At 42.8% G+C, this 14869-nt stretch carries 16 protein-coding genes; 6 read left to right on the forward strand and 10 right to left on the reverse strand.

What is annotated here, in order from left to right; genetic code table 11:
• Positions 1–149: 149 nt before the first annotated feature.
• Complete coding sequence (locus ACFVS1_RS19820; protein WP_387549908.1) at positions 150–2219, forward strand: transglycosylase domain-containing protein; 2070 nt, start codon at positions 150–152, stop codon at positions 2217–2219.
• 150 nt (positions 2220–2369) lie between these two features.
• On the opposite strand, the gene ACFVS1_RS19825 is transcribed toward ACFVS1_RS19820, so the two are convergent.
• The gene (locus ACFVS1_RS19825; RefSeq protein WP_230176101.1) at positions 2370–2879 is read right to left on the reverse strand and encodes a YwhD family protein; all 510 of its coding nucleotides are present in this window, start codon (positions 2877–2879) and stop codon (positions 2370–2372) included.
• A 41-nt stretch (positions 2880–2920) separates the two neighbouring features.
• A complete protein-coding gene (locus tag ACFVS1_RS19830) occupies positions 2921–3577 on the reverse strand; it encodes a site-2 protease family protein (protein ID WP_387550136.1) in 657 nt (218 codons plus the stop codon).
• 145 nt (positions 3578–3722) lie between these two features.
• On the opposite strand from ACFVS1_RS19830, the gene ACFVS1_RS19835 reads away from it, so the two are divergent.
• Positions 3723–3908, forward strand: a complete 186-nt coding sequence (locus tag ACFVS1_RS19835) for a 2-hydroxymuconate tautomerase (protein WP_034315897.1) — start codon at positions 3723–3725, stop codon at positions 3906–3908.
• 29 nt (positions 3909–3937) lie between these two features.
• Here ACFVS1_RS19835 and ACFVS1_RS19840 read toward each other — a convergent pair whose 3' ends face one another.
• The 3 genes from ACFVS1_RS19840 to ACFVS1_RS19850 all read right to left on the reverse strand — a co-directional run bounded on the left by ACFVS1_RS19840 (position 3938) and on the right by ACFVS1_RS19850 (position 6245).
• Complete coding sequence (locus tag ACFVS1_RS19840) at positions 3938–4447, reverse strand: YwgA family protein (RefSeq protein WP_098185024.1); 510 nt, start codon at positions 4445–4447, stop codon at positions 3938–3940.
• 32 nt (positions 4448–4479) lie between these two features.
• Positions 4480–5787, reverse strand: coding sequence for an HD domain-containing protein (locus tag ACFVS1_RS19845; RefSeq protein WP_387549911.1), 1308 nt, complete (start codon positions 5785–5787; stop codon positions 4480–4482).
• Between the two features lie 236 nt (positions 5788–6023).
• Positions 6024–6245: a YuzB family protein gene (locus ACFVS1_RS19850; RefSeq protein WP_048683566.1), complete on the reverse strand. Its 222-nt coding sequence runs from the start codon at positions 6243–6245 to the stop codon at positions 6024–6026.
• A 269-nt stretch (positions 6246–6514) separates the two neighbouring features.
• Here ACFVS1_RS19850 and ACFVS1_RS19855 point away from each other — a divergent pair, with 269 nt between their 5' ends.
• Positions 6515–7261, forward strand: a complete 747-nt coding sequence (locus tag ACFVS1_RS19855) for an RsfA family transcriptional regulator (protein ID WP_352924118.1) — start codon at positions 6515–6517, stop codon at positions 7259–7261.
• A gap of 236 nt (positions 7262–7497) precedes the next feature.
• Here the strand turns inward: ACFVS1_RS19855 and lipL are convergent, their stop codons facing one another.
• The gene (gene lipL, locus ACFVS1_RS19860; RefSeq protein WP_352924120.1) at positions 7498–8346 is read right to left on the reverse strand and encodes an octanoyl-[GcvH]:protein N-octanoyltransferase; all 849 of its coding nucleotides are present in this window, start codon (positions 8344–8346) and stop codon (positions 7498–7500) included.
• Positions 8347–8380: 34 nt separating this feature from the next.
• Complete coding sequence (gene pta / locus ACFVS1_RS19865; RefSeq protein WP_387549914.1) at positions 8381–9367, reverse strand: phosphate acetyltransferase; 987 nt, start codon at positions 9365–9367, stop codon at positions 8381–8383.
• A gap of 256 nt (positions 9368–9623) precedes the next feature.
• Here pta and hemQ point away from each other — a divergent pair, with 256 nt between their 5' ends.
• Together hemQ and gerQ are read left to right on the forward strand one after the other, a co-directional pair.
• The gene (gene hemQ / locus ACFVS1_RS19870) at positions 9624–10373 is read left to right on the forward strand and encodes a hydrogen peroxide-dependent heme synthase (protein ID WP_352924123.1); all 750 of its coding nucleotides are present in this window, start codon (positions 9624–9626) and stop codon (positions 10371–10373) included.
• 410 nt (positions 10374–10783) lie between these two features.
• Positions 10784–11299 carry a spore coat protein GerQ gene (gerQ, locus tag ACFVS1_RS19875; RefSeq protein ID WP_352924125.1) on the forward strand — a complete coding sequence of 172 codons (516 nt, stop codon included), beginning with the start codon at positions 10784–10786 and terminating at the stop codon, positions 11297–11299.
• A 379-nt stretch (positions 11300–11678) separates the two neighbouring features.
• On the opposite strand, the gene ACFVS1_RS19880 is transcribed toward gerQ, so the two are convergent.
• From ACFVS1_RS19880 to ACFVS1_RS19890, 3 genes are all read right to left on the reverse strand, one after another.
• Positions 11679–12047, reverse strand: a complete 369-nt coding sequence (locus tag ACFVS1_RS19880; RefSeq protein ID WP_137017372.1) for a DUF423 domain-containing protein — start codon at positions 12045–12047, stop codon at positions 11679–11681.
• A gap of 23 nt (positions 12048–12070) precedes the next feature.
• On the reverse strand, positions 12071–12328 hold the full coding sequence (locus tag ACFVS1_RS19885; protein ID WP_352924127.1) for a YwdI family protein: 258 nt from the start codon (positions 12326–12328) through the stop codon (positions 12071–12073).
• 270 nt (positions 12329–12598) lie between these two features.
• The gene (locus ACFVS1_RS19890) at positions 12599–13279 is read right to left on the reverse strand and encodes a uracil-DNA glycosylase (protein ID WP_387549918.1); all 681 of its coding nucleotides are present in this window, start codon (positions 13277–13279) and stop codon (positions 12599–12601) included.
• A 151-nt stretch (positions 13280–13430) separates the two neighbouring features.
• Between ACFVS1_RS19890 and ACFVS1_RS19895 the strand changes: the two genes are divergently transcribed.
• Complete coding sequence (locus ACFVS1_RS19895; RefSeq protein WP_352924130.1) at positions 13431–14864, forward strand: phospholipase D family protein; 1434 nt, start codon at positions 13431–13433, stop codon at positions 14862–14864.
• Positions 14865–14869 lie beyond the last annotated feature (5 nt).

Consider the following 14869-nt stretch of genomic DNA (forward strand, 5'->3'; position numbering starts at 1 on the left):
GGTATAGTCATTAGCTAGAAAAATTATAGACGAATCTAGCAGAATTGCAAGATAAATTTCTTAAATGCTGTTCTTATGTTTAAAATTCTCTTTTTTTTCCATAATAGTAATAGATACTAGATTCTTACCTGATAAGAGAGGTGAAAGCAATGGAATTGATTCCAAGCGAACGATTTAAAAGGACAACTAAATATGTACGGGCCTTCATTATCCTTGCTACAATCGGGCTCACAATACTCTTTGTATTGCTTCTCTCTTTACTGATTTATGCAAAAATATTAGGTCCGCCTCCTTTGGTGGTGCCGCAGTCCACTCTCTATTATAGCGATAATGGAAATGTGATTGGTGAGACCGATAATGGCCAGAAACGTTACTGGGCCGAAATGGAGTCGATTTCACCGGAGCTCGTCAAAGCGACTGTCGCCGTTGAAGACCGTCAATTTTTCACGCATAATGGATTTGATATAAAGCGGATCGGCGGAGCCATCCTTGCTGATATTAAGGCAATGTCCAAAGTCCAGGGTGCAAGCACCATTACCCAGCAGTATGCCAGGAACCTGTTTCTTGGGCATGACAAAACGTGGTCACGTAAATTTAATGAGGCCTTTTATACGATACGTTTAGAAATGAACTACTCCAAAAAGGAAATTCTAGAAGGCTATTTAAATACGATTTACTATGGCCATGGCGCCTATGGAGCCCAAGCGGCGAGTCAATATTACTTTGGCAAGGATGCCAAGGATTTGACCCTTCCTGAAGCGAGCATGCTGGCTGGAATACCAAAAGGGCCGTCAAACTATTCTCCATTGGATAACTTTGAAAAAGCGAAATCAAGGCAGAAAGTCGTCCTGCAAGCCATGAAAAGCAAAAACTACGTTTCAGGAAAGGATATCGCGGAAGCGCTGCGAACATCCCTTACATTAAAGGGAGAACACGGAACGGTCACCAAGAAGACCGCTCCCTATTTCCAAGATGCCGTCAAGCAGGCTTTAAAAACTCAGCTTCATTTAGATGACCGGACAATCGAGCTTGGCGGGCTTAAGGTCTATACCACACTGGACGAAACCCAGCAGGATGCAGCCGAAGAAGTTCTTTCCAATACCATACCCAAGTCTTCAGGCATTCAAGCCTCGATAGTGGCAATGGATCCGGATACCGGGGAGGTCCGTGCGCTGGTCGGAGGGAAAGATTACTCCGAGTCGCCATTCAATCGGGCCACACAGGCCGTTCGCCAGCCTGGTTCAACCATTAAGCCCTTGCTATACTATTCAGCATTGGAGAATGGTTTCACACCGTCCACCACTTTAAAAAGCGAGACAACTACATTTTCTTTCGATGATGGTCACTCATCTTACTCACCGCATAATTACAACCATCAATATGCGGAAGGCGAAATCACGATGGCTCAGGCCATTGCTCTTTCCGATAATATCTTCGCCGTAAAAACGCACTTGTTCCTTGGGGAACAGACATTGGTCGATACGGCGCGTCGTTTCGGCATCACGGCAAAGATGGATGCGGTTCCCTCCCTGGCACTCGGTACATCAGGTGTAAGGGCGATTGAAATGGTGAACGCATATAGCATTCTGGCTAACGGCGGCAAGAAGGTTGAACCCGTGTTCATCAAAAAGGTTGAAAATCAAAAAGGTGAAGTGATTTTTGATGAAAATGAGAAACCGGAACAGATTTTGGATGAGGATAAGGCATTTGTCATGACCCAGATGCTTACAGGGGTTTTCGATGAAACCTTAAATGGCTATACGAAAGTGACCGGCAGCACCATTAGTTCCCAGCTGTCCCGCCCATATGCGGGTAAATCAGGCTCCACCCCGACTGATAGCTGGATGATCGGTTACACACCGGAGCTTGTAGCAGGAGTATGGACTGGATATGATCAAGGCAAAAAGATCGAGATCCCTGCTGAAAAAGGCTATGCAAAGAAAATCTGGGCTTCCTATATGGAAAAGGGCCTGCAAGGGAAACCGGCAAAATCATTTAAGGAAACCGAAAACGTAATCGGGGTAGACGTGAACCCCGTTAGCGGAAAATTGGCCACAAAGGACTGTCCTGCCTCAAGATTGACTTATTATGTTAAAGGAACCGAACCTGTCGAATACTGTGCCGAGCACTTTAAGGGTAAGAGTCCGAAACATGCCCCAAAAGAAGAAGAACATAAAAAGGCCCCATGGTACAAAAAAGTCTTAAAACCTTGGGGATAACGAAAAACCCCCGAAGCCGGCAGCGGCTTCGGGGGTTTTTCTGTCCTAGTTCCACAGTGACTAAACTGCTGTCTTTAAGTTTACTGATTTTATCGCTTTCCTACAAGTGCATTTTTCACTAAACTTAACATTTCACCCATTAATCGAGTTTCAAACCGTCAGTGACTCCTTCAGCAGATCTGAAGAACGCTCCCACATTCCTGCATCATGATTTTTCAGGAAGTCTGCCAGCACACGTTTTGATTTATCGTCCATGTCCTCGACGATGATTTTTCGTTTTAGCGATTTATCCATCCGGTTAACATGCTCCGGGAGCGATTTGTAACCGCGTCTAATTGACCTGTCGACCATCATTTCACATGCTGTCACACCTGCATAGTGCGGACCATTTTGAGTGGCTTCAATGGTCACCCAAACAAGCCAGTAAGGTTTGGCATTCGGGACCTCCTCTTTAGTCTTTAAAAACTTGATCCCTTTTTCCACTGCACTTCTTGCATGCATCGCGCCGATATCGACCTCTGCCTCACCTGCATCCACATCGATGATGACCGGGGAAATATTATCGAGCGTTAAAACCCCTGCTCCATATCCGCCATGACCTTCTGTCGGGTCGTTTTTTATAATATTAAAGCCTACCTTTTTCTTTGGTTGTTCATCCATGCTTATATCCCCCTTTATGGTTTGTCATTCCTTATTATTGGTTAAAAAAACAAAAGTGAAATAAATTGATTCAAGGTGCCTCCTACAAATTTAATGCCAGTATCCAAAATCGGTCTAATTGTATATTGACTCAGAGGTGTGATGATCAGAATCAAAAAAATAAGGGAGCCGTATTGTTCATACTGGGTCATTTTTGCCCGCAAGTCTGCTGAAACAAGATCCTGTACGATCCTATACCCATCGAGCGGCGGCAGCGGTATCAGATTAAATACAAATAAAAGGACATTTAAATTTATGAGCATACTTAAGAATGGCTCGACGAAAAAAGGTAAATCAGGCCCAACGCCTGCGGCAAGCAATCCGTAGAAAATTAAATATCCCAAAATTGCAACAATCAAATTACTGAACGGGCCGGCAAAAGAGACGAGCACTCCTGCCAATTTTGGATTCTTGAAGTGAAAACGATTAACCGGTACAGGTCTCGCCCAACCAAATCCTGCTATTAATATCAGCAACGTCCCGATCGGATCCAAATGGGAAATCGGATTCAATGTGACTCTTCCTTCATTCTTTGCTGTCGGATCACCGAACTTATAGGCCACATAAGCATGGGAAAATTCATGAACCGTAAAGGCGATCAACAGTGACACAATGACATATGGAAGTTCTTCCAATCTATAAGCCAAAAACCGTTCTATTTGCTCCAATAGCTTCTCCCCCAATATATATTACCGTTAGTATACATCAAAAGATCAAGAAGTGAAAAAACTCTGACTTCCGTGTCTTGCATTTCTTTTTCCATTGTGAAACACTAAAAGATAAGAGAGGAAGGGGGGAAAAGAGATGCCATATGTAACAGTCAAAATGCTTGAAGGCCGTACAGACGAACAAAAAAAGGCTTTAGTCGAAAAGGTGACTGCAGCCGTAACGGAAACAACTGGAGCACCAGCTGAAGCCGTGACGATTTTCATTGAAGAAATGTCAAAAAATCATTTAGCGGTAGCCGGTGTCCGTAAAAGCGATTTATAAGATTTACATATTGGGGAAAAGCTAAGCCATCAATTCGGCTTAGCTTTTGTTTTTAGCTGCTCAATATATTCATACGCCTCATCAATTTCTTCAAGCGTATATTTTTGTTTGCTTTTCAGCGTAAAAATTTTCTCCGTGACTTCCTCTTTTTCAAGCGTGTCAAAGTATAATACCGTTGAAACCAGCTCCAAAAACCTGGCATTCTGTTCGTTCATATCCTGTAAGCATGCCTCAAGTGCCGGCATCTCCACTTCCTGTATGGATAGGAAATCCCGGCCTGCATCCGTTATCGAATAACAATATTGATAATAGCCTGCTTTTTTTTCCCTTACTTCATTCAAGTAGCCCATTTCGCAGAGCTCTTCGATACGTAAGGTCAGCTCCTCCGAATACGGTCCATAAAAGTGAAACTGAAACTTTTCATGAAATGGGAAGGACAGCTTCTTCGCGATATAAACGATCTTTTGTAATTTTTTCCTACCCGAGATTTCACCGGCAGTAGAAATTGCATTGATAATGTTTGCATGATCCTTAAACAAGGCTCGTCACTCCTCACCAAAAATGTACCACTTTAATCCGATAGCTCCAAAAGCTTTCGAATCTGTTTTTTTATATTTTTCTTCGTAGATTCATCACGCAATAAATCCGCTGGATAATATAACTTATGATCCGTTCTTCTTTTCCCTGAAATTGCATCGACAATTTCGGATTCACGCGATAATTCACGAATTTCGCCATTATTTTTCAGCAAGTGAATCGGCAGCCTCTCCTCTTCCTCACCTGGCCGGTAAAAATCATACGGCAGATCTGATGAAGAATCGACGACAAGATAATAATCCGGATCGATGCCTGCCTTCTTGAATAGCGTCCTTAACTCCATCAACCTGTTCATTTGACTGTTCGATGGATGGAATTCCACATATTTAAATAGTTTACGGTTAACGAAGCGAATGCATAAATCTTTTAAAATCGCATCGTTTTCGTCTTCCCATGCTTCGAAATAATAGAGCATCACCGATTCATCCATTTTCAAGTAGTCCGTTAAAGTCACTTCTCCCCTGAACAATGAATAAAAATGGTGTGGTTCTTGGGCAAACTCATAACCGGATTCATATAAATGTTTCGCTCTATGTAGAATCTTGGTAAGTATGACCTCCGCACTTCTCGTAACTGGATGGAAATAAACCTGCCAATACATTTGGTAGCGACTCATGATATAATCCTCAACCGCATGCATCCCGCTTTGTTTTATGACGGCGTGTTCTTCCCTTGGCCTCATTACACGCAAAAGCCTTTCCATATCGAAGTGTCCATAGCTCACGCCAGTGAAGTAAGCATCACGCTGTAAATAGTCCATTCTATCAGCATCGATCTGACTCGAAATCAGGCTGACTACTAATTTGCCTTTATAGGTTTTCGCTATGACTTCTGCCACTTTTTTAGGAAAATCACGTCCAACCTTAAGGAGGATCTTATTCACTTCCGTATCGCCGAGGATTATCTGCCTCGTGAATAGCTCATGATCCAGGTCAAACACTTTTTCAAAAGAATGAGAGAAAGGACCATGACCCAAATCATGCAGAAGTGCTGCGCACAAGGATAGTAACCGTTCCTCAGGTTTCCATTCGGGTCTGCCCTCGAAAACATCATCCACGATTCTCCGAACAATCTCGTATACTCCAAGCGAATGGCTAAGCCGACTATGTTCCGCACCATGAAAGGTTAAATAAGTCGTTCCCAGCTGTTTGATCCTTCGAAGACGCTGAAATTCCTTCGTCCCTATTAAATCCCATATAACCCGGTCGCGAACATGTATATATCGGTGCACCGGGTCCTTGAATACTTTTTCTTCTTGTAATTTTTCGCCGGAATATTCCATGAACTACCCTCTTTTTCGTAATCTCGATGCACTCATTATAGCGTGTTTTGACAAAAAACCCTAACTTCCACCTTTCTAGTAAGAGGGGTCATTTTGTAAGAAAACGGAAGTTTCAGTCCGATTTTGTCTTGAAAATAAAGAAATAAAAAATCACCGCAGTGTGTCGAATCTGGGTGATGATTACTTGTTTCATTTATCATAAGCAAACAATCCACTCTACCTATATATCATGGATCCTACTTTAGTTTTTTATTGATTTTATCTAGTAACTCGTCTTCTGTCGGTGCAGCAACTGGACGGTTATTGACAAAGGCAAAAGACTTCTTTCTGCCAGGACCGCAATAGGATTGACAGCCCACTTCAATTTTCGCGTCGGGATCAAGCTTTTCAAGACGCGGAATCAATGTTTTAATGTTTACCGCCAAGCAGTCATCGCACACTCTGAATTCATTGGACATCCTCCGGTCACCATCCTTTCCATGACTAACTATTTTTCATCCATTTATACGACTAAAGGGTATTTTACCGTTTCTACTTATGAATTTCAAGAGGGCTGGATGATAGGAAAAGGATGTAAAAAATCAAAAAACTAGTATCCTTTTAACCTTTTTGTATAAAAAAACCATATTTTGTCCAAAATGCTAGTAGAACACTCCATAAATCACTGCCACACGATATTTTATATAGTTATTTATTTTAAAAATTACCAGAAAGGGAGTATGTGGAAATGAAGGTTCGTCAAGACGCCTGGACAGAAGAAGATGATTTGCTTTTGGCAGAAACGGTATTGCGCCATGTGCGGGAAGGCAGCACTCAGCTCAATGCTTTTGAAGAGGTAGGAGATAAGTTGAATCGCACCTCGGCAGCATGCGGATTCCGCTGGAATGCAGTGGTCCGCCATAATTATGATAAAGCGCTTTCCCTTGCCAAGAAACAGCGTAAGCAACGGCAAAGGATCCTCGGAAAAGATCAAGGAGGAAAAAAACGGCTTCTTTATACACCGCCGTCCCCAACGATTTCCGATATATTGGTTCCCCATGTACAAGAAGAGGAACCAGAGTTGAAATCCGAAGTCGATACTACCAATTATGAAGCAGCAGAGGAATTCGTTGTGGCAGAAGCCCTCGCTCCTAAGACACAGCACACACCAGTACCTTTGGAAATGGCCATGAGCCTTGATACCGTCATCGCCTATTTGGAATCTATGAACGGCCGTATGCTTCAAGCCGAAGTATTAAAAACCGAAAATGAAAGATTGCAGCTTGAAATTAAAGGGCTGAAAAAGCGGAACGAAGAGTTGGAGAATAAAATCAGCCACCTAGAACAAAACAGCGGCTTGATGCAGGAAGATTATGAAACTTTGATGAATATCATGAATCGAGCAAGAAAGCTGGTTTTGTTAGAGGAAGAGGAACGTCCGGCAACTAAATTCAAGATGGACCGGAATGGCAATTTGGAAAAAATGGCCGAGTAATAAGATAATGTGGGGATAAGTTACATAGGTCAACCACATGATAAAGGCCGTTTCACCATGTTTATCCGAAAAAGGGAGCCAATAAGGCTCTTTTTTTCATTGTTTCAAGAAAGAAGGAATAATATCTCCCCGGACGCCGTTGCCTATCATCCAGTCCTTTTACAGTTTCAGTGAATGCTAAAGTCGTATTAATTGAAAGAAGCCGTTCCTGGCTTAATGGAACGGCTTCTTTCATTTCAATCCTTTATTGCATCAAATACTTTATCATTGCGTTCCACCACTCTTGCCAAGTATGCCTCATACATCGGCCATTCCTGAACGGAAAGAGTGTCAGAGAATATCCTTTCGCTATGTTCCTTCAATACATGCAGGAATCTGAGCATCACGTCCTGAACACTCAATTGCACGCCCAACAATTCAGTTAGGGACGCCATTACCGAAGGGACGATTTCAGGATAAACGAATTTGGTTTCTGCATTTCCTTTAGCTGCATCATAAAAACCCTTCACGAGACTGGCACGTTCAGCCCCGCTTCCATTGACACACAAATAGATTTGCACCGCTACGCCATTGCGGATCCTGCGCTGGGAAATACCTGCAAATTTCTGCCCATTTATACTTAAATCATAACTTCCAGGACAATAGGAACCGACGATTTCCCTTGCTTCCATCGTGACTGGGAAATCGGAAAACATCAATTGGACAAGCTCCCACATCGCATCATATCCACGATTGATTTCAATTTTCCGCTCGTTTTCAGGAAAAATGAGCGACAAATTAAGGACACCCTCATCCAGCACGACTGCCAGTCCTCCGGAATTCCTCACGATGGCCTGAAAGCCTTGTTCTTCTAAATGATCCAAACCCTTTTTAAGAAAAGGCAACTTCGTATCCTGTATACCCATGACGATGGTTCGATGGTGTACCCACGCCCTGGCTACGGCCGCTGATTTACCTGACCCTACGGAAGCGCAAAATGTATCATCCATCGCAAAGGACTCAAGAGCAGGAAACTGAGGTCCTACGGAAGATTGATCAATAATCCTCCACTCTTGCTGCATTAATAATGAATCTGTTTCACCCATACGAATCTCCCTCTACATGTAATCCTTCAGCTGCCTATTGATACTGCGCCACAAACCCCTGTGCCGCTGTAATGACAGCCAGTTTATATACATCCTCTTCACTGCATCCCCTCGAAAGGTCATTCACCGGACGATTCAGGCCCTGAAGGATCGGACCGACCGCTTCGAAGCCGCCCAAGCGCTGTACCATCTTATAGCTGATGTTCCCTGCTTCGAGACTTGGGAAAATAAAAACATTCGCATCCCCCTGAATAAGGGAATCCGGTGCTTTTTTTCTTGCTACCGAAGGAACGAAGGCCGCGTCAAACTGAAATTCCCCATCAAGAATGATTTCAGGGTCCATTTCTTTTGCCAAATCGACAGCATCAGCCACTTTTAAGGTCTCGGGGGATGTTGCCGATCCCTTCGTCGAAAAGCTCAGCATCGCCACACGCGGTTCGATATCGAACATTCGTGCAGTCTTCGCACTTTCTATTGCAATTTCAGCGAGGTCCTGGGAATTGGGGTTTATATTGATCGCACAATCGGCGAACACATATTTTTCTTCATCCCGGACCATGATGAATACTCCCGATGTTTTTTGGACGCCTGGCTTTGTTTTAATGACCCTTAGGGCGGGCCGAACCGTATCGGCAGTCGAATGAGTTGCGCCGCTCACCATTCCATGTGCCAGTTTCATCTGGACGAGCATGGTTCCAAAATAGTTCTCATCCATTAAGATTTCACGTGCTTCTATGTCGGTCGCTTTTCCATCACGGACCTTCACGAACGCTTCAACCATTTCATCCATCATGATATAATTCTTCGGATCATATATTTCGATTGCATCAAGGGAGATCTTTAAATCCTTTGCCTTCTCTTGAATCGACCCGATATCCCCGATCAATACCGGTGTCAACAGTTTAGCTTTGGCCAGCCTGCCTGCCGCTCCCAAAATCCGTTCATCCAAACTTTCCGGAAAAACGATCTTTAAATTATGCCCCATAATTTTCGATTCCAATATTTCAAATAAATCACTCATTGGCTCTTCCTCCTTTTTAGATACGTTTCCCCTATTTTTTCTATATTTAACATCCGATGAAAATCCATTGCCGTCTTCTTTTAAGAATACTCTAGCAGCCAGGTAAATTCCAGCCCACTTGGTCCCCTGCCAATCCGCAAATTTGAAATTTGTTTGAACACCGAAAAACAGTGATCGTGTTTGCGGGTTGATATAAATTTCCTTATACTGAAACTATGTTATATTAAAGTTATAATAAGACTTAGGAGTGATCGTAATGAGTGAAGCAGCACAAACTCTGGACGGCTGGTATTGTTTACATGATTTCCGTCTAATAGACTGGTCTTCTTGGAAAACGTTATCAAGTGACGAACGCCAATTGGCCATCTCTGAATTCCAAGGTTTACTGGATAAATGGAATATGACACAAAGCGACAATGAAGGCAGCCATGCCCTTTATTCCATCGTTGGTCAGAAAGCGGACTTCATGCTTATGTTTGCCCGCCCAACAATGGAAGAATTGAATGCAATTGAAAACGAATTCAACAAAACGAAGCTTGCCGAATATACAATTCCCGCTTATTCATACGTTTCCGTCGTGGAATTAAGCAATTACTTAGCTGGTGGAGATGGTGAGGACCCATACCAGAACCCTCATGTCCGTTCCAGACTTTATCCGACACTTCCAAAAGCGAAACATGTATGCTTCTATCCAATGGACAAGCGTCGTGATGGCGATGATAACTGGTATATGCTTTCCATGGAAGAGCGCAAAGGCTTAATGCGTTCCCACGGCTTGATTGGCCGCAGTTATGCCGGTAAAGTAAAACAAATCATTTCAGGTTCTGTTGGTTTTGATGATTATGAATGGGGCGTAACACTATTCGCAGATGATGTCCTTCAATTCAAAAAATTAATCTATGAAATGCGTTTTGATGAAGTGAGTGCACGTTACGCTGCATTTGGTTCTTTCTTCGTTGGCAATATCCTGCCGGAAGAAAACGTACCTTCATTCCTATACGTATAAGACGATGAGCTTCCGGTTTCCGGAAGCTTTTTTTGCACCCTCCTTTTTATTTTCCCCGCCTGTGGAATAAATCCATTCCACATCCCATACATTTTCAATAGTGATGAATTTATTTTTCACAGTCCCATTCAGCTTTCAGGAAAATTGATCAAGGCAATTCCTGACTCCAGCGAGGTGAAGGAACGTTACTTTTTTCATTAGCCGACAAGAGGGTATGGCTTTTATCATGAACGGCAGCCGTTATGTATCGCTTAACATTCATTGTGGTTTTTCAAGCCACCCGGAGTTTGTCCAGAAAACATATACAATACTACCGGTCGCTATAAATCGCACTGTTTCTTCCAGTCCACACTCTCGGATTGTCCAAATTCCACAGCATCAACTAAACCTTGAATTTAGGAGGGAATGCAATGTCACAAAATAATCCTTATGGTAACTACCCGTACGGGGGAAGCCCCTATTACCCCTATGAGAATAATGAGCCTGAACTAAGGCAGCAAAATCTTAACCAGCAACAAGGTTACCCGCAGCAAGGATACCAACAGCCATCATACCAGCCACAACAGCCCACTATGGCAGGCACGCCACAACAAATGCCGATGACGATGGGTCAACCCCCTTCCGGACCACAGATACCTGGCATGCTTCCGGTCGAACAATCATACATCGAGAACATATTGCGTTTGAATAAAGGGAAACTAGCCACTGTTTATACAACGTTTGAAAACAACAAGGAATGGAATGCCAAGATCTTCAAAGGAATCATTGAGGCTGCAGGACGCGATCATTTAATCATAAGCGACCCTCAAACGGGAAAACGATACTTAATCCCGATGGTATACTTAGATTATATAACGTTTGATGAAGAAATCGAATATGAATATCCATACGGAGGAGCTGGGCTTGCCAGCTATTCGCCAAGGTGAAAAAATCCTATATAGAAGAGCCTCAGAATCTATTTGATTCTGAGGCTCTTCTTATATTGGAATGACTTTTTCCCAAAAAGTGGCTCGGAAAACTTTCTTTCATCAAATGATGTTCCCAAACCCAACACCTTCAACTCGATGTTATAACAAAGTTGATTGAAGCGGGTGTCGAGACTCCTGCTTAGAAAAGCGTGTCTAGGGGATATACCTCACAGGCGCAAGCCGAGGAGGCTCCATGACTGCCCGCGGAAAGCGAGTGCCTGGAGCGGAAATCAACGACCAAATTGTACAAGCCATAAAAAAACTGTAGGCAAACTCGATACTCGAACTTCGAATTTGTCAACAGTCTCAGCTAATCTAAGAAAATCAGCTAATTCCATTACAAGTATTTATATGCAGCAACGATCATTAAGACCCAAGCAACCAAGAAGGAAACTCCGCCAAGCGGTGTGATGGCCCCAAGGACTTTGATTTGCGTAACGCTTAGAACGAATAAACTTCCGGAAAACAGGATGATTCCTATTAACATAAGCCAGCCGGACCAGTTGATCAGCGGACTTGAAATTTTCCCAGCCAATAAACCGAGTACCAATAAACCTACCGCATGGAACATTTGATATTGAACAGCGGTTTGCCAGGTTTCTAAATATTTATCGGGAATTTTCCCTTCCAGTCCGTGTGCACCGAATGCACCTAGTGCCACAGCAATAAACCCATTCAATGCACCTAAAATGATGAACAGTTTCAATTATTTCTCTCCCCTTCCCTCATTTAAAAATCGAACAAGGACTCCCCATTAGCCTCATCCATTTTAACCGGTTCTACATTCGGTGTAGCCGACATAACGGGCTGGGTCAATGTGATTGGCTTCGGTATGCTGATGTTCGCTGTTTTTTCATCCACCATTACTTCACAAAGGGACTTGATGGCGATTACATACCCCTGCACCTTATCCTCTGAATTTGCTTGTTTCGCTTTTAAAACAAGCTCTTCGATTTTATCCAACATTTGTCTTGATGAAATATCCAACTTTACCACCTCGTCTATATACAGGTCAGAACTATCATAACTAGCATAGCAAAAATCAGAGAAGAAAACACCTTGGATATTTCCTACCTCTTAATTGGCTTGGCCTGAAATTTCAAGCATGGCTGTCCTGAAGAATGAAAGACATCAAGAGAAGGCTGGTTTGATGTTTTAAATTGAAAAGCACGGCAGCCCTTTGGAAAACTCGGATCCCAAGTGATATAGAAATGGCGGCACGCCATACAATTCATCCGTTTCGTTTTCTTGCCCATTTCATCGGTTCGAGATTTTCCAATCAATTGGGGATTCCCCCATTTCCATCAGCAATTGATTTGTTTTGGAAAAAGGTTTGGTGCCAAAGAAACCACGAGAAGCCGACAGCGGACTTGGATGGACGGACTTAATGATTTTATGGCGGGTTTCATCAATCAAAGGGATTTTGGTTTGAGCAGGCTTTCCCCACAGGATGAATACAACCGGTTTCGGACGGTCATTCAATAGGCGAATCACCTGATTCGTAAAGATTTCCCATCCTTTTCCGCGGTGTGAGTGGGCCTCTCCCTCACGAACAGTCATGACGGTATTCAATAGAAGCACTCCCTGTTTTGCCCATTCGACTAGGTAACCATTATTCGGAACCTCATAGCCTAAATCGGTGTGTAACTCTTTAAAAATATTTCTTAAAGAGGGTGGGATGCGAACTTCCGGCTTAACTGAAAAACTAAGGCCATGCGCTTGACCAGGTCCATGGTAAGGGTCCTGTCCAAGGATGACAACCTTTACCCCTTCATAAGGAGTATAGTGAAGCGCATTAAAAATATCGTCCTGATCAGGATGAATGACTTGCTGGCTGTACTCTTGCTTTATAAATCGCCTTAGCCCCTGGTAATATTCTTTTTTGAATTCCTCTTTCAATAGAGGCCACCAATCATTTGTCAATAACTGCTTTTCCATCTGCCACAGCCCCTTTCCACTTTTTGAAACTATATTATATCAAACTTAATCGCCTTGCCTTTTCCATAGATTACGATTTATGTTTCTATTTACCCCAAAAGTGGGAAAATAGAAAGTTAGCAAGCAATTTAACGATGTTGGAGGAGTCCCTATGAAAAAATGGTACAAAAGAAAACGATTTTATCTGCTTGTCAGCATTTTGATCGTCATTGCAATCGTAATCGTCTATAACAGCTACAAGCCTCTCCCCGATAATATTTCTTATGAAGGAAAAGTTCATCATGTCGAGGATATCGATTTCATCTATGACCTCTCCTACCACGATGAACAAGGGAATCCGCAACATGAGCAGCGAATTTTCCAAACTATAAATCAAGCGATAGAAGAGGCTGATTCTTATATCGTAATCGATATGTTTTTGTTTAATGCTTTTTATGATGAAAAGATAAACTTCCCGAAGTTAACCGAGACCCTGAAGGATAATCTGGTGAAACAGAAGAAAAGGAAACCTGATCTCCAGGTTATATTCATTACAGATGAAGTGAATACTTCCTATAATGCCTACCAATTAGAGGCATTGGAAACGATGAAGAAAAATGGAATTGATGTCATTGTTACCAACTTAGACCGCCTTCGGGATCCGAATCCTCTCTATTCAGGTGTGTATCGGACCTTTTTCCAATGGTTCGGTGAAAGCGGAAAAGGCTGGATTGTGAATCCAATGGCCAAAAGCGCGCCAAAGGTCACCTTGCGTTCTTATCTTAGACTGATGAATATAAAAGCCAATCACAGAAAAGTGGTCGCTACTGAAAAAACGGCCATCATCTCATCTGCCAATCCTCATGACGCAAGTGGATTCCATTCCAATATCGCTTTCCAGATGAATGGGAATATCATCGGCGATTTTCTTAAAGCCGAAGAAGCCGCTTCGAAATTCTCGGGAGGACCAAAGTCATTTCCTGAGTTCAAAGGGACATCGGCAGATAAAGGACCGATATCGGTACAACTGCTAACGGAAGGAAAAATCAATAAACATGTCCTTAAGGCAATTAAGGATGCAAAAAAGGGTGACAAGATACATCTTGCCATGTTCTACATTGCCGATCGCGAGGTTGTCGAGGCATTAACGGATGCAGCTGAACGGGGTGTGAAGATTCAGATGATATTGGATCCGAATCAAAACGCTTTCGGAAGTGAGAAAATCGGGCTTCCCAATCTTCCGGTTGCCGCCGAATTTGAAAAACTGGGAGATGAAAACATCTCGATCCGCTGGTACAAAACAGAAAAAGAACAGTTCCATACAAAGTTGATGATGATCCAAAAGGCTAATGAAACGGTTATCCTTGGAGGATCGGCTAATTATACCTCCCGCAATCTAGATGACTATAATCTTGAAGCGAATGTTGAAATCCATGCTCCAAATGAAGCGGACGTTTCCAAGGACGTCGATAGCTATTTTCAAAGACTCTGGACAAATCAAAATGGAACATACACGGTGGATTACAGTGAATACCAGAAAAAACTGCCTGTCTTTAAATACTTGACCTACCGCATTCAGAAGGTATTCCGCTTCACCACTTACTAAAATTT

Origin of the sequence: Peribacillus sp. NPDC058075 (assembly GCF_042885195.1) — a bacterium.
Taxonomy (GTDB): Bacteria; Bacillota; Bacilli; order Bacillales; family DSM-1321; genus Peribacillus.

Bases quoted from the DNA above. Each gene is read 5' to 3' on its own strand.
- ACFVS1_RS19820 (WP_387549908.1), top strand. From the start codon at position 150: ATGGAATTGATTCCAAGCGAACGATTTAAAAGGACAACTAAATATGTA.
- ACFVS1_RS19825 (WP_230176101.1), bottom strand. From the start codon at position 2,879: ATGGATGAACAACCAAAGAAAAAGGTAGGCTTTAATATTATAAAAAAC.
- ACFVS1_RS19835 (WP_034315897.1), top strand. From the start codon at position 3,723: ATGCCATATGTAACAGTCAAAATGCTTGAAGGCCGTACAGACGAACAA.
- ACFVS1_RS19845 (WP_387549911.1), bottom strand. From the start codon at position 5,787: ATGGAATATTCCGGCGAAAAATTACAAGAAGAAAAAGTATTCAAGGAC.
- ACFVS1_RS19850 (WP_048683566.1), bottom strand. From the start codon at position 6,245: ATGTCCAATGAATTCAGAGTGTGCGATGACTGCTTGGCGGTAAACATT.
- ACFVS1_RS19855 (WP_352924118.1), top strand. From the start codon at position 6,515: ATGAAGGTTCGTCAAGACGCCTGGACAGAAGAAGATGATTTGCTTTTG.
- lipL (WP_352924120.1), bottom strand. From the start codon at position 8,346: ATGGGTGAAACAGATTCATTATTAATGCAGCAAGAGTGGAGGATTATT.
- pta (WP_387549914.1), bottom strand. From the start codon at position 9,367: ATGAGTGATTTATTTGAAATATTGGAATCGAAAATTATGGGGCATAAT.
- hemQ (WP_352924123.1), top strand. From the start codon at position 9,624: ATGAGTGAAGCAGCACAAACTCTGGACGGCTGGTATTGTTTACATGAT.
- gerQ (WP_352924125.1), top strand. From the start codon at position 10,784: ATGTCACAAAATAATCCTTATGGTAACTACCCGTACGGGGGAAGCCCC.
- ACFVS1_RS19890 (WP_387549918.1), bottom strand. From the start codon at position 13,279: ATGGAAAAGCAGTTATTGACAAATGATTGGTGGCCTCTATTGAAAGAG.
- ACFVS1_RS19895 (WP_352924130.1), top strand. From the start codon at position 13,431: ATGAAAAAATGGTACAAAAGAAAACGATTTTATCTGCTTGTCAGCATT.